Genomic DNA, 22940 nt, shown 5'->3' on the forward strand with positions numbered 1-22940 from the left:
AAAGGGGCAGATACTTCATTTCAGGGATTGCGTCTTAGCGTCTCTCCTGCTGCAAGGAGCAGGAGAAAGACATGCGAGCCCGACCTGAAGGAAGATGATATGACCACCATTACTCTCGCCCATCCTGATAGCACCATCCATGAGGCGACAGCGGCGGCAATCATCCGGGTTCTTGAAGCGAACGACGTTGAACCAGAAATTGTTGTCGGCCCTAAAGCAGCCCTTGGGCAAATGCTGAGTAACGGAGAGGTCGATCTCTATATTTCCGCTTGGCTGCCCGAACTGGATTCAGATCTTCTGACATCAGGCGTAACGCCGCTTGGGCACCTGTTCAACCCAGGTGCATATTGTTGCATCTCTCAGGAAGATGCGTCTGTCACATCGCTGACGGATGTTGCCCAGACCACTCAGAATGAGTTGTCACGGACCATTATTACACCAGCATCCCTGCAACAGCAGGTTGAGCACATGCTCGCCACCTACGCTTTGGCTGATGCAGGCTTTATTCTGGAAGTTATGGAAGATGAACAGGCGTTGGCCTCTCTTTCCCATAAGCTTGGAACGCAAGAACGCATCCTTATGCCTCTGACCCAGCCTTGCTTTTTATTCCATCAAGGCGGCTTCCGTATCCTGACGGACCCCAAAGGCGGAATGGGAAAAGAAATGGATGCGCGCATGTTGCTTCGTCCTGGCCTAGCAGAGGAACTTGACCGAGATCTGATGGACGAGCTGGATGAACTGATGCTGAGCACAAAAGTGATTAGCGCGATGGATTACGCCATGCGTACTGAAGGGTTAACAGCCGACGAAGCAGCGGAATCCTGGCAACGAGGCAAACTGCTTCCACGCTGAAGGGAGCTGTTATGACCATGCCATCGGACACCGATACGCGGGATACGGAACTTGCGGCTCAGTATGAAGCTTATCCTTATCCTGAACGGAACGCGCAAGACGAGACAAAACGCCTGCTTATTGGCAGCCCAAGCCATCTTCGCGAAATAGATTACTGGGTATTTGGGGCCCGTAGATCCCGCAGTAAGCCGCTACGGGCGCTTGTGGCCGGGTGCGGAACAGGCGATGGCGCCATCATGCTTGCCACTCAGATGGCACGCTCCAACCGGCCCGGAGAAGTGGTCTGTATCGACCGCTCCCATCATGCTCTTTCTATTGCTCAAGCTCGCGCAACTACCCGCGAACTGGATAATATCCGCTTTATTCAAGCCTCTCTGACTGACTTGAAAAGTCTAGAGCTCGGCTTGTTCGATTATATCGATTGTTGCGGTGTGCTCCATCATCTGCCTGACCCTGCAGCAACCCTGAAAAGCCTTGTGCATTTGCTCGCACCGCAGGGAGGAATGGGCCTCATGGTCTATGCTCCTTACGGTCGCACTGGAGTTTACATGCTACAGGATGCTCTTGAGCAGTTAGCGCCACATACAGAGCCACCAGCAGCACGGCTGGATACAGCCAAACGAGTGATGCGCTCTCTTCCTGCTACAGCATGGCTTCGCCATAATGGTAATTTTGGAGACCATCTGAGCGGGGGAGATGCAGGGCTGTATGATCTTTTGCTTAATCCGAGAGATCGTTCATACACCATTGACGCATTCCTGGACCTATTGAGCGAAGCGGGACTTGACGCATCCTGCCTTATGGAGCCCGCACGGTATGATCCAACGCTGTTTCTACCCGACCCTCGCCTCAGAAAGCACCTCGGCACATTAAGCTGGCGCGAAAAAGCCATTGTTGCGGAGGCTTTGACTGGCAATATGGCAACGCATGTTGCATACGTTGTTCGACAGGGAGAGCGTATTACCCCCCCAGACTATAATGATTTCGATGCCATTCCACTCATGCGGGAGATCCCGGGCATTGAACTTGCAAAACAGATGCTGGCGGATCACACGCTACCCTTTACCTTTGGCACATTGGCTGTCCCCATACCTCTCCCTCCGCAAACACGAGGTCTTTTGCCCCTTATTGATGGGCAGCGAACAGTGGGAGATCTGGCGGAAATTCTAAGCACCCGCGGCGTAACGGAAGATAAATTCAGAAAAATCTGGAATGAAATCTTTCCAACACTTGAAAGCCTCAACCGAGTGCTACTGCAATCTCCCGCGTGAAACAGAAGACCATTTCAGACGGCATATGTCGTGATGCTGCTTCTACTTCCACAAAAACAGCGCCTGTTCCTATTATCATTTTTGGAGCGGCGCTGAAAAAAGATGGCTCTCCGACACCCGCGTTACGGGATCGGGTCAAAGCAGCTCTGGCATTTGGCAGACATCATAAAAATGTTCTTTATATTCCCACAGGAAATGTTCCCCAGAAAGGGGTGACAGAGGCGGAAGTCATGGCCTGCCTCCTTCTCAAAGAAGGCGTATCAGCCACCGAGATCGTGGTTGAAAAAACGGCGACAGACACTTTTGACTCTATAGTAGCCTGTACAAAGATATTAAAAAAACAAAGCCTTAGTAACACCAGAATTGCCTTAGCCACTAGTCCGTATCACATGCCGCGCTGCATGTTGTTAATGCGACTAGCAGGCTGGAAGGTGCATCAGGTTCCGTTTCCTTACAAAAATCTAGCGCGGACGAACCTGTTCCACAAAATCCTGATCATCGGTCACGAAATCCTTGCGAGTGGATGGGATGCGTTGCTCGTTCTGGCTTGGCGTATTGTGCGCTAGAAAGCGGCGTCGTATCCTCCGCGCCACATCCGCGAGGATTTTATCCGAAGAGCACGGCAGGAGGCTTACTGCAGCCAGCCCGGCATTTCCAAAGAAGCGATCAACCAGACCGCTTTTGCATTTTCGGTTCATCCTCATTTAACCGTCTACCACGGTTATTTTGCCCATATGGGGCCAAGTAACCTTTAGAAACAGTAGGTAAAATGGCCGTTTACGCTTTTGTTTTTCCAGGGCAGGGCAGTCAGTCCGTGGGCATGGGGTCTGAACTGGCCCAGGCCTTCCCTGCAGCCCGTGCCGTATTCGAAGAAGTAAATGAAGCGCTCGGGGAGCGTCTTTCCAAGACGATTTTCGAGGGCCCCACTGAGGCCCTAACCAGCACGGAGAATACTCAACCCGCCCTTATGGCTGTTTCCATGGCGGTAATGCGCGTTCTGGAAACCGAAGGTGGCCTGGACCTTGCGAGCAAAGTTACGCTTCTAGCTGGTCATTCTCTAGGAGAATACGCAGCCTTGGCCGCTGGACGTGCTTTCAGCATTCCGGATGCTGCACGTCTTCTACGGCTTCGCGGGCAAGCCATGCAAAAGGCCGTTCCCGCTGGGCAGGGGGGCATGGCTGCCATTATTGGCGGCACTTTGGGACAAATACAGGAAATCTGCGCTCAAGCCGGAGAAGGAAGCATTCTGGAAATTGCCAATGATAACGGCGGAGGCCAGATCGTTATTTCCGGCTCCATGGACGCGATTGATAAAGCAGTGGCCCTTGCAAAGGACATGAAGATCAAACGCGCACTGAAGCTTCCCGTATCGGCCCCGTTCCATTGCTCCCTGATGCAGCCAGCAGAGGATGTGATGGCTGAAGCGCTGGCAAAGGCTGATATCGCAGCTCCTATTGTGCCGGTGATTGCGAACGTAACAGCTGAAAGAGAAACCGACGCAGATGCGATTCGGAGCAATCTGACAAAACAGGTAACTGGCCGTGTCCGTTGGCGTGAAAGCGTTGAAGCTATGAGCAGCGCAGGAATTGATACGTTTGTGGAAATTGGCGCAGGAAAAGTTTTATCCGGCTTGATCCGTCGCATTGATCCAGAAGTGAGCACCCTTTCTGTCGGCACGCCAGCCGATATCGAATCCCTCCTTAAATCCTTTTAAAACAACTAGGTATAATTTCATGTTCAAACTTGATGGCAAGGTGGCTCTGGTAACAGGAGCTTCTGGCGGGATCGGGGGCGCGATTGCGGCCACTTTGCACGCCCAGGGCGCCACTGTGGTGCTCTCCGGCACACGTGAAGACGCCTTGAAAGCACAGGCTGAAAAGCTGGGTGGTGAACGCGTGCACTATGTGACTGCAAACCTGTCTGATCCGGCAGAAGCCGATGCGTTAATTGGCAAAGCTGAAGAAAAAGCGGGCAAACCTGTTGATATTCTTGTCAATAATGCGGGCCTTACGCGGGATATGCTCGCATTACGCATGAAAGACGAAGATTGGGATCAGGTCCTGAATGTGGACCTTTCCTCACCGTTTCGACTGTGCCGTGCTGCCCTGAAAGGCATGTTGCGCCGACGTTCAGGCCGAATTGTGAACATTGCCTCCGTAGTGGGAGCAACCGGCAATGCGGGGCAAGCAAACTATTCTGCGGCCAAAGCTGGCATGGTGGGGATGAGCAAATCCCTTGCGCAGGAAGTTGGCTCCCGCGGCGTTACGGTAAACGTGGTCGCTCCGGGCTTCATTGTCACCCCCATGACAGACGTCTTGCCGGATGCCCAGAAGGAAAAGCTGCAGAGCCAGATTCCGCTTGGTCGGCTTGGTAAACCGGAAGACATTGCCGCAGCTGTACTTTATTTGTGCTCGGATGAAGCTGGATGGGTTACAGGAGCGACCCTGCATGTTAATGGTGGCATGGCTATGATCTGAAGGCTAGCTGCACGGATAACGCATAACAGGTGGTGCAAAACGTTTTCAGATGTGGCAGACAGTTTCCGTAATTGGTGCTGGCCAGTCCATCTGGAAGAGCCTTCGTACGGTTCATCTTGGCTTGAACCAAAGAAACGTGCTATGCGCCCGCAGCCTTGTTTTCTGGATTGAAGTTCTTCGCTTCATCCAGATGCACAACAGGGAAGCTGGCAAATTAAGCGCCTAGACAACTTGCCCCTTTTTCTCATGGGCATATAGGAAGCAGAGACAGATGAGCGAAATCGCTGATAAGGTTAAGAAAATTGTGGTCGAGCATCTCGGCGTCGAGGAAAGCAAGGTCACGCCGGAAGCGTCGTTCATCGACGATCTGGGAGCAGACAGCCTTGATACCGTTGAACTCGTGATGGCTTTTGAAGAAGCTTTCAACGTTGAGATTCCGGAAGACGCTGCTGAAAAGATCGCCACTGTCAAAGACGCGATTGACTACATCGAAAAGCAGAAAGCGGCCTGATCAGGCCTTTTTGCCAAGCAATATAAGGTCCCTCTTTCCGTGAGGGACCAAACAGATTCAAGCGGGGAGCGGGCTGGTTTGTTGCAGTCGGCCGGAGCAAATTCGGGCCGGAGACGCGTTGTCGTCACCGGTATGGGCATGGTGGGGCCGCTTGGCCTCGGTGTCGAAAACGTATGGTCACGTCTGATTGCAGGCGAAAGCGGGATTGGCAGGATCACGCATTTTGACCCTAGCGATCTTCCTGCACAGGTAGCAGGTCAGGTTCCGGAAGGACCGGCCGCCGAAGGGAGGCTCACGCTTTCTGAATGGATACCTGTCAAAGATCAGCGCAAGATGGACCGCTTCATTCACATGGGGCTGGTTGCTGCTACGGAAGCTGTGGAAGATTCCGGATGGAAACCACAGACTGAAGAAGAGAAATGCGCCACCGGCGTCATGATCGGATCGGGAATCGGTGGTCTTCAGACCATTTATGATGCCTCGATCACGGTGCATGAAGGCCGCGCCAAACGCCTTTCACCCTTCTTTATCCCGTCTGCCCTGATCAATCTGGTATCTGGGCATGTGTCCATCAAATACGGATTTCAGGGGCCCAACCACTCTGTGGTGACAGCCTGTGCAACCGGTGTGCATGCCATTGGGGATGCAGCCCGTATCATCATGTTTGGCGATGCCGATGTGATGGTTGCAGGGGGAGCGGAAGCAACTGTCTGCCCACTTGGCATTGCTGGTTTCTGTTCAGCCAGAGCCCTCTCTACCGGCTTTAATGAAACACCGGGCAAAGCCTCCCGCCCTTGGGACAAAGACCGTGATGGCTTTGTTATGGGGGAAGGGGCTGGTGTTGTGGTGCTTGAGGAATACGAGCACGCAAAAGCCCGTGGTGCCAAGATTTATGCCGAAATTGTCGGTTATGGCATGTCTGGAGATGCGTATCACATTACCGCTCCGGCTGAAGGCCATTACGGAGCCTACCGCGCGATGCGTTCTGCACTGAAAAGTGCTGGCGTTACCCCTGCGGATATTGGCTATGTAAATGCCCATGGTACGTCCACAATGGCGGATGACCTTGAACTGGAAGCCGTTGAACGCCTGTTCGGCGATGATGCGCGCAAACTGGCCATGTCTTCCACCAAATCCGCCACAGGGCATCTGCTCGGTGCGGCAGGCGCTGTGGAAGCCATGTTCTGTATGCTTGCGATCCGGGATAATGTGGTTCCTCCTACATTGAACCTAGATAACCCGTCCCGCGAAAGTGTGATTGATCGCGTGGCGCATACAGCGCAGCAACGTCCGGTTAATATCGCTCTTTCAAACAGCTTTGGCTTTGGCGGTACTAACGCCAGTCTGGTTGTACGCGGCGTCTGAGTTCGCTCTATTATTTCTTCGCAAGAAGGAATAATAAGACGCCATGCGTAAACTTTTCTTTCTCCTGTTTCTTTTGCTTCTTGTTGGAGTAGGAGGAACAGGCATGAAAGCGTGGCAGGATTACCACGGGTCTGGCCAGCTTGCTCACGATACCGATGTGGTTGTCCCACACGGCGACTATCAGAGCACCATTCATACTCTTCAGCATGCAGGCGTCCTTAAACAGGGATGGTGGACAGAACGCGTGGCCCGAAGCGCGATCTTTCTCACCAGACACGAGGGGCAACTCCATGCTGCCGAGCTGCACTTCCCTGCGTTTACATCAATGAAGCAGGCACTCTGGATTTTACGTCATAGCAAGCCCGTTCTGCATAAACTGACCATCCCAGAAGGCTTGACTGCCCTTCAAATTCAAACGCTGGTTCAAGCAGCTCCTTTTCTGATCGGAGAAGCACCTCTGCCGCAGGAAGGGAGTGTCCTGCCAGAAACGTACAGTTATCTTCGCAACAGTTCCCGTAGCGCAATTATAGACCGTGCGCGCGTTGCCATGACATCTGTTGTTTCAAAACTATGGACTGATCGGCAGAAGATTGGAGAGATTACAACCCAGCAGGCTTTTATCACGCTGGCATCTCTTGTCGAGAAAGAAACAGCGATCCCGTCTGAGCGCCCGTTGGTTGCAAGAGTCTTTATCAATCGCCTTGAAAACGGCATGAAATTACAAACAGATCCTACTGTGATTTATGCCCTTACCAATGGCAATCCGCCATTGGGACGGCCTCTGACCCACACGGATCTGCAAACGCCCAGCCCCTATAATACGTATACCATTATGGGCCTTCCGCCGGGCCCCATCTGTTCCCCCGGACTTTCATCCTTGCAGGCCGTTGCTCATCCAGCCACAGGCGACATGCTCTATTTCGTCGCGAATGGGGTAGGGGGGCATAATTTTGCGACAACCCTTGCCGAACATAATAAGAACGTATCCCTCTTTCGGCAGAAAAAAGAACAGTCAAATGCAGGGGTTCAACCTTAAAAGAGGGTTGGCCGCCTCTTAAAGAAATGGCTGACTGCTTTCGACGACGAAACGCGCAAGAAAATCCTCATGCAAACAGTCGCGAAAAAAGGGAATAAAGCATCCTAAGATGCCAAACAAACCAAGCTAAAATGAATGCAAAGGGGAAAGGAAGCCTTTGTATTCAAAGAAAAAAGGGCTGCTAGGCTCGGATTAAATGAGCTGTTTTTATATTTACTCAACTTGAAAAATACGAAGAAACGAAACCTGTGCCGTTCCGTTTCTTCCAACCATCCCGTTACAAGCCCATCAGGCTTCTCATTTTCCCGCCTTAAGTGGAGCAAGCGATTCATGCTGCACGGAGGCTGCACCTGAAGTCGCACCGCCCTGGTAGTTGGGCACCGTATCAACCTCATTTGTAGGTTGAAAAGCGGAAGTAGCTTGCGTTGTTTTGCCATTGGAGGAGGTCAGCGTGGCAGAAGACAACTTGCCATACCGGGTCAAAACACTGCGGAGTGGGTCTGCGCCAGAATTATTGACGCGCATGGAAACCACAATATCCTCCGGCCCGACACTTTGACCGTAATATTTACGGTTGGCATCACTATTGACCGTCAATTTAGTGCCTCCCAGTGCTGCCCCAGCAAACAACCCCTGTGATTTCTGCGCCACCAGAATGTCGGTGTTCCTGGCTCCAGCATTTCCACGCTCCACGTTACTGCTCAGAGTTGCGAACGAAACACCCGCATTCGCACCAAACTGAAACTGACTATCCAGCAGAGCCTGCAACCCACGATCCGTCATAACAAAGAACATGGCCTGAGAATTCTGCACCCCTAACTGAAGCCCGAAAGAGGCGGTGCTAAGCGTATAAAACGCAGGGTCAGACCATGAGCCACGCGCATCCCTTGCCAAAAGAAGGCAGCCTCCTCCGGCACCACCAAAGGCTATGGACATCCGGAAAATGGACGGACACACCATAACCGCACGCGCTTTAGCCAAATTGACCGCTACGGCGCTTTGGCCTGTAGCACCCACAAAAATATCCTGAACTGTGAGAGCAGCCTTATCCACCAATGTCTGAACTGTTTCAGCTGCGCGAGCCTGGACTGGCACACTGGTAAGAGCAATCATGCCCCCCAGAGCCAGAGAGAAAGACGTAAAACGATAAACGGACTGCATACGGGTGGTCTCCATTATGGGCCGCAACCATGGGTCATAACAAAAGCAGGATTTTATGGCGGCAGAATGGCCTGAAAAATGAACGTTCTCTCTGGGCTTTCACTCAAGTGGGATAGATACTGCTTTTGAAAGAACGTCTGCAATATGAGGATTGGCGGCAAGAATGGTTGCTGGCCCCGTCAAACCTCCATCCCGCAGGAAGGGAGAAACATAGGCTCCTGCCTCCGCCAGCAAGGGGAGGGCAGCAGCCACATCCCACAGGTTGATGACAATTTCGATATAGCCATCCAGCCGCCCGCAGGCCACATCCGCCAAGGCCAGCGCGCCTGAACCACCCGAGCGGGGCATTGCGCCCAGATCCATAATGGCGTCAATCTTTTCCATGAAAACGGGTTTAGGAACACGGTTACTCCAGCCCATTTCAATCATGGCACTTGCGGGGTCAGCAACCGGAGAGGCCTGTATCCGTTTGCCGTTCAGAAAAGCGCCGTGGCCGCGCAGAGCCGTATAGACTTCTCCCAACGCGGGCGCTTCAATAACCCCTGCCACAGGTTCATCGCCGTCCAGAAGCCCCAAAGACACACACCACCGGCTTCTGCCCCGTGCATAATTAGAGGTTCCATCAATCGGGTCTACCACCCAACGCAACTGGCCTGCGCGCGCTACACCGCCTTCTTCTCCCTGAAAACCATCATCCGGAAAAAGTGCCTTCATACGTTCGGCAATAAATGTTTCTACTGCGCCGTCTGTCTCTGTCAGCCAATCCTGGGCGGCTTTCTGCTTTCCGGCCGGGCCACCCGGTGGCGGACGCATGGACATGGCAAGGCAAGCCGCATCATGCACCACAGCCCTTGCAGCTTCCAGACGACAGGCAATAGCCGGATCGGGTGAGGACATAGAACACAACTCCCAAAAAGCAGACATATGGGCTGCACCATAACGTCAAGTCTCTTGCGAAGCGACATCTGTGCGTACAAAAGCAGGATCGCTCTACAAACAAGCCCTTAACTTACGGCGAGGAGGCTGGATTTTGCCCTTTATGAGAACAGACCAGTGGCAGACAGGCATTATCCGCGCCCCCATGGCGACCATTCTTAGGGCGGAAACGCTTGAAGGGTTTACTCCTCAGTGGATTGGAAACGATCACGGCATGCGTTTTCTGGCGGACCCATTTGGCGTCTGGCACGAACACAATCTATACATTTTTGCTGAAGCTTACGATTACCGGACAAAATGCGGCAAAATCGATATGCTTCAATATGACTCCTCTCTTCAGTTTGTACGGCGTGCCCGCGTGCTGTCGGAACCGTGGCATCTTTCCTATCCCGTCGTCTTCCATCATGAAGGGTCATTCTGGATGCTACCGGAAGCGCATCGGTCCGGCCACCTGACCCTCTATCGCGCCTCCACTTTCCCTGACGTATGGGAAAAAAATAATCAGTTCACGTTTCCTGTCGCAGCCATTGATGCATCGCCCATATTCTTTAAAGGGCTTTGGTGGATGTTCTTCAGCCCTCCGGGAACGGGGCGTGAAAAAAAATCCATGCTGTGCGCAGCTTTTGCAGACCGCCTAACCGGCCCATGGCACTTGCACCCGGCCAACCCTATCCGTGAAAATCTGTCCAGCGGCCGCCCTGGAGGAACGCCCATCGTGGACGGCAACGACCTCATTCTTCCGACCCAGGATTGTACACAAACCTATGGGGGGGGCATCTCTCTTGTTCGTCTTTCAGGCTTAAGCCCCACACATTGTACAACGTCGGTCATTCACACGCTTGCGGCCCCCAAGGCCTTTCAGCCTTGGACGGACGGCCTGCATACACTTTCGGCTGCTGGAAACGTCACGCTGATTGATGCAAAACGCATCAGTCATTCACCGGCCCGTCATGCTTATGATGTGAAACGGTGGCTCCAGAAAACGTTCGTGCCGAGATAAGCCACGAAAATCCGCCCGGCGATCAGACGCATTACGTGCATAAAACACGCCCACAAAGCAGCATGTTTAGAGATAGAGAGCTTTAGGCCAACGCCTGTGGAGCCAGAGCCAGCTTTCCGGCTTGCGTCTGATCCAGCTTTCCAGCCGATCATTCACCATTTGAACAAGAGCTTCCAAATCCTGCTGCTTGTCCCCCGTGTCAGGCAATGTCATAGGCGGTTCCACAATAATTCGGAGACGCGCTGGCCCCAGCCGTTCCACGTAACCTGGGATCACTGCACACCGATACCGCAGCGCCATAGCCGCCAACGCGGGGGCGGTCATGGCGGGCTGGCCAAAAAAACGCGCCTCAACGCCATCATTCATTTTCTGGTCAACCAACATACCCAGACGGCCACCTTTGGCGACATACATCAAAGCCTCCCGCGCACCCCGCGCACCTTTGGCGAAAAGAGGCATGGGGGTAGGGGCCATAGCCGTATCACGCAGGCGGCGTATCATGCTGTCAATCAAGGGATTACCTGCGGCCCTATAAAAAGAGGCAAACGGGGTACCATGCCGCGCCACGCCCGGCGGCAACATTTCCCAATTTCCGATATGCCCTGAAACAAACAGAACAGAACCGCCCTTGCGTGCCTGCTCGTGTAGATAGTCCGCCCCCTGAACCTCATACCCCGGTCCATAAGATGTGTTTTCCTGCAAACGAGAAAGGTGAGGAAGTTCCCCCACGGTACGCCCCAAATTCTCCCATACACCACGGACAATCCGCTTGCGTTGAGAACGGTTCAATTCCGGCATGGCAAGCTGTAGATTGCGATCTGCAACTTTGGAAACAGGAAGAAGCGGGCCGATAAAGCGGCTTACACGTCCAGCAAAGTTGGACGCTTTGACGGGGCCCATTTTCAGAAACGCCGCCAGCAAACCGTGCGCAAATGCCGCTTCAATGCGCATGAGCGCAGTTATCTCCCCCTTGCTCATCTCAGTGTTCCGCAAGGAAGGAGTCGATCGAGAAGACTTTCTGGTGCCGTCTCATCCGCCCATGTCAATCCAACCCCCACAGTCTGGACATGTGGGCGGAAAGAAGAAGGAAGACGTACAAAATCCTTGGGGGTTGTGACCAATTGCGCACCGTCTTGTTTGGCAAGCGTTAGAAGACGCTCAATATCCTGCGCCTTATAGAAATAATGATCAGGAAAAGCGATGACCCGCCTCATAAACACACCAGCCTCCTTCAACCCCTCAAAAAATTTGGAGGGGCGCCCCAAGCCCGCAAAAGCAAGGCATGGCTTTTCCTTGAGGGCAGCAATACCGGCCAAATCTGGCTGGAGAAAAGCGTGGAGAACAGTACAGCCCGCAGGAAGGATTGGGGCATACTTGGCCAGAAAGCCCGTTTTGTCGGGGCCAATCAGCAGAACGGCTGAGGCGCGGCCCAATGCGTCCTGAGTTCGTTCGCGGAGCGGACCTGCCGGAAGCACACGTCCATTGCCCACTCCGACAACACCATCAACACTCAGCAGAGAGATGTCTTTGTGCAACCCGGGGTTTTGAAACCCGTCATCCATGAGTAAACACTGCGCTCCGGCACTGATTGCCGCGCGGGCTGAGGCAACACGATCACCCCCGATCCACGTTGGACATCGGGCTGCAAGAAGCAATGCTTCATCTCCCACATCGCGAGCTGTGTGAACGGCTGGCTCTACTCGTGTTGTTGCCTTAATCTTCCCCCCATATCCCCGAATCAACACATGCACGCTGATCTGCCGGTTCTGCAATCTCTGCGCCATATCCAGCACCACTGTCGTCTTGCCTGTGCCGCCCGTTGTCATATTCCCACAGCACAAAACCGGGATAGGAGCTTTCCAACCGGGCTGTTTCTGCCGAATCTCTGCATAAGCAGAAACCACTCCTGCTAGAGGGGAGAGGAGGAGAGGTAACCATTTTGCATCAGGGTCCTGCCAGAAGCGCGGCGGATGAATCATGATTTCAGCAGATCCAGAACACGAGTAGTCAAACGGTCAATCAGATCTCCATTCACAGCAGAGACCCGCTCCTGGCTTAATGTCGCTTTGCGCGCGCGCAGTTCCGGGTCGCTAACCATTTGTCGTACCCATGCGGCAAAATCAGTCGCCGTCTCCACTACTGTCACGCTTTCTCCAAGACTACGAAATGCCTCTATAAAATTATGAACCAACGGCCCTGTAGCCAGCGCGCAGTCCAGACGTGCTGGCTCAAGCGGATTATGCCCACCACCGCCTTTTACGTCAGGCAAGCTATTGCCAATAAAAACCATGGGTGCGAGACGATAAAAAAGCCCCAACTCCCCCAATGTATCGCACACCCAAACTGAATCCGTCTTTTCCGGTAATTGGCCCAAAGAACGACGAGGCGCACCAGAAAACAGGGAACTGACGATCGCGCCCCGTTCGGGGTGCCTCGGCACGACAAGCGTCAGAAGATCAGGAACGTCATTCCGTAACTGTTCCAGAGCTTTACGGATGTCCTCCTCTTCCCCTTCATGGGTGGAAGCCGCCAAAAACAAAGGGCGCTTCCCGATATATGTCTGAAGTTTTTGCAATGCGTCTTCCTGCACAGGAAGAGCGTGCGCCACCGTTTTCAGGTCCCCACAAGCGAGCAGATTACGGGCCCCCAGCGCCTCGAAATGGCGGGCATCCTCCGACGAACGCGGCGCAATCCACGCAAAACGATCCAACATACGGCGAGCAATACGCGGTGCGTTACACCATTTTTTGAAAGATACGGGTGACATCCGGCCATTGACCAAGGCAACGGGAAGATTACGCTCGTGACACAACCCGATCAGATTGGGCCACAACTCGCTTTCCGTGAAAATGGCAGCCTGTGGCCGCCAGTGACTTAAAAAGCGTTTCCCCCAACGCGGTACATCCAGAGGAACAAACTGATGAACAATCCGGGCTTCCTGTACTGTTCTCTGGGCGACCATACGGGCGGCAGTAACTGTACCCGTTGTCATCAATGCCGTCACTCGTGCATTCTGCCGGAGACAATTTTCAACGAGTGGCAGAATAGAAACAACTTCTCCCACACTCGCCGCGTGAAACCAGATCACTGCACCTAAGGGACGAGGCTGAGAAGCAAACCCCATTTTTTCCCGTACGCGAGAAGCTATCTCCTTGCCGCGTGTCTGCCGCCATCTCAAGAAAAACGGTAATGCAGGAGCGGCAACAGTTGCCGCCGTAGCCCACAGACGCGATGGCATGAGATCAAGAGGTTGAGGGCGAAATTCTTCCGTAGGTAAATCTGCTATCCTAGCCTTACTGGGCATGGCTGCTTCGGCTTGTCCCATCGCATCCGTAATGGCGGCTGATAACAACTGGCCAGCCTCCGCAGCGCTTCGTCCATCCGCATGCAGATGAAAAAGCGGAGCGCCACACACAAAACGACCTTTCCCAAATGGCACGGGAACAATCATTCTATCCCAAGATTTTAAACGAAAGCCGGAGCACGTTGCCCCTACAGGCACGATAGGCATTTTTACCATGGCAGCAAGGGCTGCGGCTCCTTGTTGCGCCTGCCGTCGTGGCCCGCGCGGACCATCAGGCGTAATGGCGACAATACCCCCATGCCGCAATCTTGCCCGCATACGCCGTATGGCTGCGGCACCGCCCTTATTCTTGCCTCGCGTATCCGAAGAGCCCGCAATGGACCAGATGCGCCATGGTGCCACAATATCGGCAATCAACCGACCATCCCGATTACGGCTTATCAGCACATGTAACCGTAATGTCGGGTTTTGAGGCTCTGCCCACCACCATAATGCAGGCGTCAAGGGCAGTGCTTCATGCCAGAACGCCACAATGGCCGTATGCCCATCCTGCGCTGTCAGCAGTTTACGGGCTGCGGGATCCACGGTGAACGTCCAGCGCATGGTACGCAGGGTCAGCCCCAGATAGCCTCTGACAGAGGAAATCAGAACCTTGCGCAAAAGAGAACCGGAGGAAAGACGAAACGGCCTCACGCCAACCGGCCTCCGGCGCTAAAGCAGCTTTCTCCTGAAAGCAAATCCTTCTGGCTGTTCGTTCAGCACAGAAGGTTGATACGCCACACTAAAAGTCTCATGCGCTTTTTGCCAGACAGCAGCATCCACGCCTTCCGGCACAACCACGCTATTGACCCCACAACGCAGCAGAAATTCATACTGATCGGGCAGAATATGCCCACCTGCACGAAGTTCCCCTTCAAAGTGCAGATGCTCACGCAAAGCTCTTGCCTGCGTGAAAGGCCGGCCATCCCGAAAAATGGGGAAAGTAACCTGTATGCTGCTCAGACGGGGCAGGACGCTGCGCAGTTCTTCCACCGAATCTCCGGCATTCAACACGACACCAAGACGGCCATCGTTGTTGCGACCCAACCCTTCAGACAACCGGGCCAGCGGCACCAGCACATCACCTGAAGGCAGAGCCTCGCCTTCAATGGCAACCTGCCAGTTATCTTCTTTAATCTGGCCGTTCTCAAGCAGGGGCATACGCGGCGTCCTTGAATGGTGCTGTGCCTAAACGGCGGCACGTGTCGATAAACTGCTCACCCGCCGTCCTTCTCGCAAGATACGTATCAATAATCCGGGCGATTGCATCAACTGTTTCATCTTCGGACATTGCTGCCCCGATAATCTGACCGATGGATACCGTATCCTGATCCGCAGCACCACCCAGAGTGATCTGAAACGCTTCCTCTCCTCGTTTATCTACCCCGAGAATACCGATATGCCCTGCGTGATGATGCCCGCAGGCATTGATGCAGCCAGAAATATTCAACCGCAGAGGACCAATTTCCCGCTGCAATTCAGGGCTTGCAAAACGCTCACTCAACTTCTGCGCAATGGGAATGGACCGGGCGTTGGCCAGCGCACAGTAATCCAACCCAGGGCAGGCAACGATGTCAGAAATAAACCCGACATTGGCGGTGCCCAACCCATTCTGATCAAGCGTCTGCCACAAGGCATAGAGCTTGTCCTGCCTGACATGCCCCAAAACAACGTTCTGCAAATGCGTGATGCGCAATTCACCAAAACTGAGTTGATCGGCCAGATCCGCCAGAAGATTCATCTGCGCGGATGTGACATCCCCAGGTATTCCTCCCGCTGGCTTGCAGGAAATTGTTACCGAGACATAGCCCGGCTGCTTGTGAGCATGTGTATTGGTACGCACCCAGAAATCAAACGCCCGATCAGCCTTGCGCTGCTGAATCAGTTTTTCTGCGGCTTGACCCGCGGGATCAAAATCAGGAACTCCAAAACGCGCCTGAATAGCGGCTACAATCTTTTCATCCAGCTTGTAACGTGCCCGGTCCATCGCCACAAATTCGGCATTCACACGGTTGCGGAATTCCTGCACGCCCAAGGCCTGAACCAGAATTTTGATCCGTGCCTTATAGATATTATCCCGGCGGCCAAATTCATTATAAACCCGCAGAATAGCTTCCAGATAAGCGATCAGGTCTTCTTCTGGCAGATCATCACGTAATTTTACGCCAACGATAGGCGTGCGACCTAGTCCGCCACCGACATACACTTCGAATACTGCTCGGCCATTTTCATCCTTACGGGCCATCAGCCCGATATCATGAAAGCGCGCCGCTACACGATCCTGTGGGCTACCGGAAATCGCGATTTTGAATTTACGCGGCAGAAATGTGAATTCCGGATGCAACGTGGACCACTGCCGCAAAATTTCCGCATGGATACGAGGGTCAAGCACCTCATCCGCCGCGGCACCAGCAAACTGGTCGGCGGTCACGTTCCGGATACAGTTGCCACTTGTCTGAAGGGCATGCATATCCGCATCTGCCAGAAGCGCAAGAATATCGGGCGTGTCTTCCAGCTTGATCCAGTTGAACTGAATATTCTGCCGCGTGGTGAAATGCCCGTAATCACGGTCATACCGCTGAGCAATCTGCGCAAGAGTGCGCATCTGTCCGGAATTAAGCACGCCATACGGAATAGCCACACGCAGCATATAAGCGTGCAACTGAAGATACAGGCCGTTCATGAGGCGGAGCGGCTTGAATTCTTCCTCTGTCAACGCACCGGAAATGCGCCGTTCCACCTGATCCCGAAACTGAGCCACACGCTGTTTGAGAAACGTGCGGTCAACCTCATCGTAAGCATAATGCCCAACAGGCAGGGAAGAATGAGGGGCGTGAGACATGATAAAAAGAGACCTTGGTTAACGTCGCGAATCAGGCGGGAGAAACGGCAGGTCGTTCCTGCCATTCGGGCGTAAAGTCTGGATGCACGCTAGGTCCACCAGCCCGGATACACTCACGGCTGGTCACAGGCACCGGACCAGTGGGGGACAGGGAGACCTGCACGCCATAAACGCCAACCAGTTCATTATCCTGTGCACTCGCCGTCTGCTTCTTGAGAGCATCCTCGATTTCCACATTCGAATAGACGTGGGCGTTCCGTATATGAGGCGACCACTGACCATCCGCTGCCAGCCAGACAATACGCCCATCCAGCAAACGATTGGCGGTAATCACGCTGGAACCTTCTGCATCCCGGCGGTTATTTCTGCGGTCCATAAAAGGCCCCTTTCTGGAACGACCCAAGAGGATAAATTTTACACAGAGCAACTGAGTTTATCAAGATAACACGCTTGAAAACGATGGTTATTGCGTAGCACCGTCACCTGCATGTCCTTACCGGATAATCCCCATATCCTTGAGACTAAACATATCGCTTTCCATTCCTGAACAGACGGGATCTGCTGATATCTAGAACGCCATCTCCGCGTGGAAACGCATTTTCTTCAGCATAATCAGGGATATGCACGGCAATGGTCCGATCCTTCAAACGCGCCAGATAATGCCTATAGCCATTCCGTACACCTTGAGAAGAGATGGGGATGACCTGACCCTGCGCAAGATCTGGAGATGCAACTGCAATTTCAAACGGGCGGATCATGGCATCAGCCGGGCCGGATGAAATCTCACCCGTCACGGCAAAAGGCAAAACACCCTCTTCATCCGGAGTAAACCAACCCTCCTGCACCACGCCCCGAAATATGGCTGCTTCCCCCAGAAACTCCATTACAAAAGCCGTAGCAGGCTCGCGATCCAACACTTCAGGCGTTGCGTCCTGCACGATGGAGCCCTGTTGCATCACCACAATACGGTCAGCAACCTCCAGAGCTTCTTCCTGATCATGCGTCACAAGAATAGTGGTTAATCCCAACCGATCATGCAGGGACCGCAGCCAGGAACGAATAGCCCGCCTTACAATAGGATCAAGCGCACCAAAAGGTTCGTCCAGCAGCAGTACGCCGGGGCCTGTCGCCAAAGCACGGGCAAGGGCAACACGCTGCCGCTGTCCGCCAGAAAGCCGGGCAGGGTAAGCCTTGCCCATATCAGGCAACTGCATCAACGCCAGCAGTTCCTGAACCCGTGCGGCGATATCATTTTTTGAAGGACGTATCGCCCGAGGCTGAACGTCCAACCCAAAACTGATGTTACGGGCAACAGTCATATGCGGGAAGAGCGCGTAGTTTTGAAAGACAAACCCGATCTTGCGGGCTCTGTCCTGCATATTCTCAACTTTCTGGCCATCCAGAAGCAAAGCGCCGCTCTCGCAGGTATCAAGGCCCGCAATGGCCCGTAACAAGGTAGTCTTGCCCGCACCTGATGGTCCCACCAATGCCACGAATGAGCCGGTTGGCACGTCCAAAGAGACATCATTCAGGAGGCGCTTCCGTGTGCCCGGGGCATTCCGCACCAGATTCTGGATTACAACGCTCATGCCTGTTTCTCCCGCCAACGGGTGATCCATTCGGGCACGGAACGCAGCAGAACCGCGCTCATAGCCATGACCGCCAAGAGCGTTGCCATGGTGAAAGCCGCAACAGTCTGGTACCCATTATAAAGACTTTCAATGTGCAAAGGCATGGTTTCGGTCAGCCCCGGAATATGCCCGGAAACCACAGAAACAGCGCCAAACTCCCCCATGGCACGCGCGGTTGTCAGCAAAACACCTGAAAACAGAGCCACTCGCGCGCCAGGTAATGTGACACGCCACAGAATTTGCCAGAACCCTGCACCTGCAAGCATTGCGGCCTCTTCCGCATCACGTCCCTGCTGCTCCATCAGCGGCACCAGAGTGCGCACCACATACGGCAGCGTTACAAACAACGTAGCCAGCATGATGCCAGGCACAGCAAACGCAACATGAATCCCTGCCTGCTCCAGAGCCTGCCCCCACCAGCCTTGAGCCCCGAACAGTAACAACCAGACCAAACCGGACACGACGGGTGAAATGCTGAGAGGAAGTTCTACTAACACAAGTAATACTGAACGCCCTGGAAAACGGTATTTCGTCAACAACCACGCCGCCAGAACCCCAAACAGCGTATTGAGAGCAACAGACACGACACTCACTTCTAGCGTCAGCCAGATCGCCGCAATGCCATCCGGATCTTTCAGCGTTTCGAGGGCAGGGCCAATCCCGTTTTTCAGGGCCTCGGTCACCACCACAGCAGGCGGCATGAGCAAAACAATGGCGATAACAGCCCACGAGACTACCCAGAGCAGGTAGGTTTTCATGCGGCATCTCCCCACGCCGAGAACTTCCGCCGCACCAGACCGACAAGAGCAAGAGCGGCCAGAGATGTCAGCAACAATACAAGGGCAATGGCAGTTGCGCCGGGATAGTCAAACTCCTGCAACCTTACCACTACCAGCAGGGGGGCTATTTCACTGCGAAAGGGCTGGTTTCCTGCAATAAAAATAACAGAACCGTATTCTCCCACTCCACGCGCAAACGCCAACCCAAACCCTGTAATCAAGGCGGGGACCAATGGTGCCAGCACCACCCTGACAACAACCTGCCAAGGTCTCGCACCCAACAGCACGGCGGCTTCTTCAAGATCACGAGGAAGGTTTTTCAGCACGGGCTCCACTGTACGGACGACAAAAGGAAGCCCAACAAACATGAGAGCCAGAACTATACCGGGGCGACTATACGCCACCACGATGCCCAACTTGGCCAAGGGAGCCCCCAACCAGCCTTGAGGCCCGTAAAGCGTAGCCAATGTTATGCCAGATACAGCGGTAGGGAGCGCTAAAGGCAGATCGATCAATGCATCCGCAAATCTGCGGCCCGGCAGCTCTCCTCGCACCAACGCCCAAGCCAGAATCAGCCCCAGCGGAATATTGAAGAGCGCCGCCATAGCTGCACAGGAAAAACTGGTCCAGAGAGCGGCAAACATGCGCGTATCATGCAGCGCGCCGACCACCGCCCCCATGCCATCCTGCCACGGCCTTATGGCAAGCGCACATAACGGCAGGATAATAAAAAAGCCGGTCCACACAAGCGTTGCCGCAAGTGACAGCCGGTAGCCGGGCAGAGCAGACTTACCGCCTCGCAGGAAGGTTAAAAACGTCTGCTTCATCACAGCATAGACATTTCAAGAAAGAGACTTTTGGTGATGCCAGCACCCTCACAATACCGCACATGACCTGCGCCAGACGGTAACGGCATGTGAGGCCAAACATCAGCCATGTCACTTTCCTCACTGCACGCCAAACCCGGTTTCTTAACAAATCAGAAACCGGGCCTTAAACGAACACTCTCTTACAAATCAGGAACGAACCCGCGTCACGCTAGATAATGTCGTGGCGTCTTTCACAAACGCAGCAAGCGTTTTGACAACACTTTCAGCTGTGCCCGATGACGTTTTCAGGTGAAGAGCAGGGGATTGAGGCGCTTCATACGGCGCATCAATCCCGGTGAACCCAGTGATCTTTCCAGACCGTGCGGCTGCATACAGCCCTTTGGGGTCCCGCTGTTCACAGGTGATCAGATCCGCATCCACAAAAATTTCCGCGAATCCGTCCCCAATAACCTGGCGCGCCAGAGCACGGTCAGACTGCAACGGAGAAATCAGGGCAACCAGCACAATCTCGCCAGCATCCCGCAGAATACGAGCCACTTCTGCCGCACGCCTTACATTTTCTGTCCGATCCGCTTCAGAGAAGCCAAGATCCTTGCACAAGCCTGAACGTAAAGTATCGCCGTCCAGCACAGTTACATCCAGGCCGGAAGCAAACAATGCAGCTTCTGCGCCACGAGCGAGAGTACTTTTTCCTGCACCAGAGAGCCCAGTCAGCCAGAACACGCCCCCACGATGCCCCTTGGCGCGCTCCCGATCCTGAAGGGTAACGGTGCTGGCGCTGGGGTGAATCACTTTTTCACCGGCAGCAATGGTTGCTGCCTCAATAAGTGGAGCACCACCAACAATACGCTGCTGACGGTCCACCAGCACGCCACGACCGTCCGCCGTCCCGGGCACAAACGGGTCAAACTGCACATTTTCTGCGGCCGAAAGAGTGATTTCAGCAAAACCTTCAGCGGGCACTTCTTCACCAGGCTGTTCGGTCAGGTCTTCCAGATTCAGGACAGAATCAATGGAGGTGACCGTTACTGCATGTTCTGCCGTAGCCAGACGGAGCTTGAAGCTTTCCCCAACCCGCAAGGGTTCCTGACGCAGCCAGAACAGACGTGTGCGAATACGGGAAGCCTCAACAGGAGGGGCTTCCGGCAAATGGAGAAGGTCTCCACGGTCAGGAATAACATCTGGCTCAAGTGTAACTGCAATAGATTGCCCGGCCACAGCAGAAACCTGTGGAGCCGTGTGCCAGCTTTCAATGGAGGCGATGCGAGCAGGGGTTTTCTGTGTGCCGATAATAACCGTGTCACCAACGCGGACACGCCCACGTTCGATACGCCCGGCCACGTACCGCTTATCATTAAAGCGGTAAACATCCTGCACAGGCAGGCGCAGAGGCAGGTTGGCGCGTGAAGCAGGTGAGGGCACCTGCGCCAGAGCTTCCGTCAGCGTCGGGCCTTTATACCACGGCATACGGTCGGAACGGGCGGCAATATTGTCTCCGTCACGGGCAGATGCCGGCACGAAGAGGGCTGCTTCAAGGTCGAGCTTGCCGAGAAGTTTAGAGACAGACTGTTCAACCGCTTCAATCTTCTTCTGGTCAAAATCAAGCAGATCCACCTTGTTCAGCAGCACGATGACATGCCGGATTCCAATAAGATGCAGCAACATGGCGTGGCGACGGGTTTGCTCACGCGCACCTTCAGCAGCATCGACCACCAGCACGGCAGCTTCAGCGTCCGCAGCGCCTGTAATCATATTGCGCAGAAACTGGCGATGTCCCGGCGCATCCACAATCACAAATTCCCGTCCGCCGAGCAGGAAAGGAATACGCGTGGAATCAACAGTTACACCCTGATCACGCTCAATCTGCAGAGAGTCGAGCAGGAAGCTCCACTCGATCTTCAGACCGCGCTTTTTGGATGACTCAATAATCTGGGCAACCTTACCTTCCTGAAGATTGTCCGTATCGTGAAGCAACCGCCCAATAAGGGTGGACTTTCCGTGGTCAACATGCCCCACAATAACGATAGGCGTTGCGGCGTCCTGAGACGAAATAAGACTTTGGCTCATGATGAAATTCCAGTCCGCACTAAAGATCAGAGATAACCGGCAACACGCAGCCGTTCAAACGCATCTTCGGACTCATGGTCCATGGCGCGGCCTGCGCGCTCAGATGTGCGGGTGGTTTCAAGCTCGGCAATCACTTCTGCAACCGTCGCCGCGTTACTCTCTACTGGGTTGGTGATGTCCTGATCACCCAGAGAACGATAACGCTTGCCGTCCTTGGCAAAATACAGGTCAACCAGCGGAATGCCTTCACGCTCAATATAACGCCAGATATCGATCTCACGCCATGAAAGCAGCGGATGCACACGGATATGCATCCCTTCTTCATGCGGTGTCGCATACTGGTCCCAGAACTCAGGAGGCTGGTTCCGGATATCCCATTTGTGGCTGGCACCACGTGGGCTGAACACACGTTCTTTGGCGCGCGTACCCTGTTCATCACGCCGAATACCAGCAATAACACCCTGCAGCTGATGCTTTTCAATCATGGCGGCAAGTCCAGCCGTTTTACGAGCGGCGGAACGCGCAGCAGGCGGAAGTGAAGGGTCCATTTCCTCTACGGGTGGGCATGTTCCAAGCAGCAGCTCCAGATCCCACTTCTTGGCGTATTCATCACGGAACGCATACATTTCCGGAAACTTTTTGCCCGTATCCACATGCATAACCGGAAACGGCACACGGCCAAGAAAGGCTTTTTTGGCAAGCCAGACCATAACATTGGAATCCTTGCCCAGCGACCACAACATGGCCAGAGGGCGAAGCTTGCGATAGGCTTCCCGAAGAATAAAGACGCTTTGCGCCTCAAGCTGATCAAGATGGTCCATGTTACGATCAAAACCCGT

22 protein-coding genes are annotated in these 22940 nt (G+C 53.9%); 9 read left to right on the forward strand and 13 right to left on the reverse strand.

The window, feature by feature from the left end:
* Positions 1–99: 99 nt before the first annotated feature.
* From QWU00_RS00260 to mltG, 8 genes are all read left to right on the forward strand, one after another.
* Positions 100–852 (forward strand): glycine betaine ABC transporter substrate-binding protein, encoded by a 753-nt coding sequence (locus tag QWU00_RS00260; protein ID WP_035381849.1) that lies wholly within the window; start codon positions 100–102, stop codon positions 850–852.
* Positions 853–863: 11 nt separating this feature from the next.
* Positions 864–2123, forward strand: a complete 1260-nt coding sequence (locus QWU00_RS00265) for a class I SAM-dependent methyltransferase (RefSeq protein WP_035381848.1) — start codon at positions 864–866, stop codon at positions 2121–2123.
* Positions 2120–2689, forward strand: a complete 570-nt coding sequence (locus QWU00_RS00270) for a YdcF family protein (RefSeq protein ID WP_231551860.1) — start codon at positions 2120–2122, stop codon at positions 2687–2689. The genes QWU00_RS00265 and QWU00_RS00270 overlap by 4 nt, the downstream gene beginning before the upstream one ends.
* 203 nt (positions 2690–2892) lie before the next feature.
* The gene (gene fabD / locus QWU00_RS00275; RefSeq protein ID WP_035381846.1) at positions 2893–3837 is read left to right on the forward strand and encodes an ACP S-malonyltransferase; all 945 of its coding nucleotides are present in this window, start codon (positions 2893–2895) and stop codon (positions 3835–3837) included.
* 19 nt (positions 3838–3856) lie between these two features.
* Positions 3857–4600 carry a 3-oxoacyl-[acyl-carrier-protein] reductase gene (gene fabG / locus QWU00_RS00280; RefSeq protein WP_035381844.1) on the forward strand — a complete coding sequence of 248 codons (744 nt, stop codon included), beginning with the start codon at positions 3857–3859 and terminating at the stop codon, positions 4598–4600.
* 271 nt (positions 4601–4871) lie between these two features.
* The gene (locus tag QWU00_RS00285) at positions 4872–5111 is read left to right on the forward strand and encodes an acyl carrier protein (RefSeq protein WP_006557907.1); all 240 of its coding nucleotides are present in this window, start codon (positions 4872–4874) and stop codon (positions 5109–5111) included.
* Between the two features lie 78 nt (positions 5112–5189).
* Entirely contained in the window at positions 5190–6476 is a 1287-nt protein-coding gene (gene fabF / locus QWU00_RS00290) for a beta-ketoacyl-ACP synthase II (RefSeq protein ID WP_035381843.1), read from the forward strand.
* 43 nt (positions 6477–6519) lie between these two features.
* A complete protein-coding gene (gene mltG / locus QWU00_RS00295) occupies positions 6520–7512 on the forward strand; it encodes an endolytic transglycosylase MltG (protein WP_035381842.1) in 993 nt (330 codons plus the stop codon).
* 297 nt (positions 7513–7809) lie between these two features.
* On the opposite strand, the gene QWU00_RS00300 is transcribed toward mltG, so the two are convergent.
* Both QWU00_RS00300 and QWU00_RS00305 read right to left on the reverse strand, forming a co-directional pair.
* Entirely contained in the window at positions 7810–8673 is an 864-nt protein-coding gene (locus QWU00_RS00300) for a lipid-binding SYLF domain-containing protein (RefSeq protein WP_035381841.1), read from the reverse strand.
* Between the two features lie 99 nt (positions 8674–8772).
* Positions 8773–9570, reverse strand: coding sequence for an inositol monophosphatase family protein (locus QWU00_RS00305; protein WP_035382034.1), 798 nt, complete (start codon positions 9568–9570; stop codon positions 8773–8775).
* 142 nt (positions 9571–9712) lie between these two features.
* Between QWU00_RS00305 and QWU00_RS00310 the strand changes: the two genes are divergently transcribed.
* Positions 9713–10609, forward strand: coding sequence for a glucosamine inositolphosphorylceramide transferase family protein (locus QWU00_RS00310; RefSeq protein ID WP_035381839.1), 897 nt, complete (start codon positions 9713–9715; stop codon positions 10607–10609).
* A gap of 66 nt (positions 10610–10675) precedes the next feature.
* On the opposite strand, the gene QWU00_RS00315 is transcribed toward QWU00_RS00310, so the two are convergent.
* The 11 genes from QWU00_RS00315 to cysD all read right to left on the reverse strand — a co-directional run bounded on the left by QWU00_RS00315 (position 10676) and on the right by cysD (position 22922).
* Positions 10676–11587 (reverse strand): lysophospholipid acyltransferase family protein, encoded by a 912-nt coding sequence (locus QWU00_RS00315; protein ID WP_035381837.1) that lies wholly within the window; start codon positions 11585–11587, stop codon positions 10676–10678.
* The gene (lpxK, locus tag QWU00_RS00320) at positions 11584–12585 is read right to left on the reverse strand and encodes a tetraacyldisaccharide 4'-kinase (RefSeq protein WP_035382032.1); all 1002 of its coding nucleotides are present in this window, start codon (positions 12583–12585) and stop codon (positions 11584–11586) included. Before lpxK ends, QWU00_RS00315 begins: the two co-directional genes overlap by 4 nt.
* The gene (locus QWU00_RS00325; protein WP_035381835.1) at positions 12585–14606 is read right to left on the reverse strand and encodes a glycosyltransferase N-terminal domain-containing protein; all 2022 of its coding nucleotides are present in this window, start codon (positions 14604–14606) and stop codon (positions 12585–12587) included. Before QWU00_RS00325 ends, lpxK begins: the two co-directional genes overlap by 1 nt.
* Before the next feature lie 18 nt (positions 14607–14624).
* Entirely contained in the window at positions 14625–15113 is a 489-nt protein-coding gene (locus tag QWU00_RS00330) for a DUF934 domain-containing protein (protein ID WP_035381833.1), read from the reverse strand.
* On the reverse strand, positions 15100–16794 hold the full coding sequence (locus QWU00_RS00335; RefSeq protein WP_035381832.1) for a nitrite/sulfite reductase: 1695 nt from the start codon (positions 16792–16794) through the stop codon (positions 15100–15102). Before QWU00_RS00335 ends, QWU00_RS00330 begins: the two co-directional genes overlap by 14 nt.
* Before the next feature lie 31 nt (positions 16795–16825).
* Positions 16826–17170 (reverse strand): DUF2849 domain-containing protein, encoded by a 345-nt coding sequence (locus QWU00_RS00340; RefSeq protein WP_035381830.1) that lies wholly within the window; start codon positions 17168–17170, stop codon positions 16826–16828.
* Positions 17171–17315: 145 nt separating this feature from the next.
* The gene (locus tag QWU00_RS00345) at positions 17316–18383 is read right to left on the reverse strand and encodes a sulfate/molybdate ABC transporter ATP-binding protein (RefSeq protein WP_035381829.1); all 1068 of its coding nucleotides are present in this window, start codon (positions 18381–18383) and stop codon (positions 17316–17318) included.
* Positions 18380–19183: a sulfate ABC transporter permease gene (locus QWU00_RS00350; protein ID WP_035381827.1), complete on the reverse strand. Its 804-nt coding sequence runs from the start codon at positions 19181–19183 to the stop codon at positions 18380–18382. Before QWU00_RS00350 ends, QWU00_RS00345 begins: the two co-directional genes overlap by 4 nt.
* Complete coding sequence (gene cysT / locus QWU00_RS00355) at positions 19180–20031, reverse strand: sulfate ABC transporter permease subunit CysT (protein ID WP_035381825.1); 852 nt, start codon at positions 20029–20031, stop codon at positions 19180–19182. Before cysT ends, QWU00_RS00350 begins: the two co-directional genes overlap by 4 nt.
* A 189-nt stretch (positions 20032–20220) precedes the next feature.
* Complete coding sequence (gene cysC, locus QWU00_RS00360; RefSeq protein ID WP_035381823.1) at positions 20221–22101, reverse strand: adenylyl-sulfate kinase; 1881 nt, start codon at positions 22099–22101, stop codon at positions 20221–20223.
* A gap of 26 nt (positions 22102–22127) precedes the next feature.
* Positions 22128–22922: a sulfate adenylyltransferase subunit CysD gene (cysD, locus tag QWU00_RS00365; protein ID WP_035381821.1), complete on the reverse strand. Its 795-nt coding sequence runs from the start codon at positions 22920–22922 to the stop codon at positions 22128–22130.
* Positions 22923–22940 lie beyond the last annotated feature (18 nt).

Origin of the sequence: Acetobacter tropicalis (assembly GCF_030644465.1) — a bacterium.
Taxonomy (GTDB): Bacteria; Pseudomonadota; Alphaproteobacteria; order Acetobacterales; family Acetobacteraceae; genus Acetobacter; species Acetobacter tropicalis.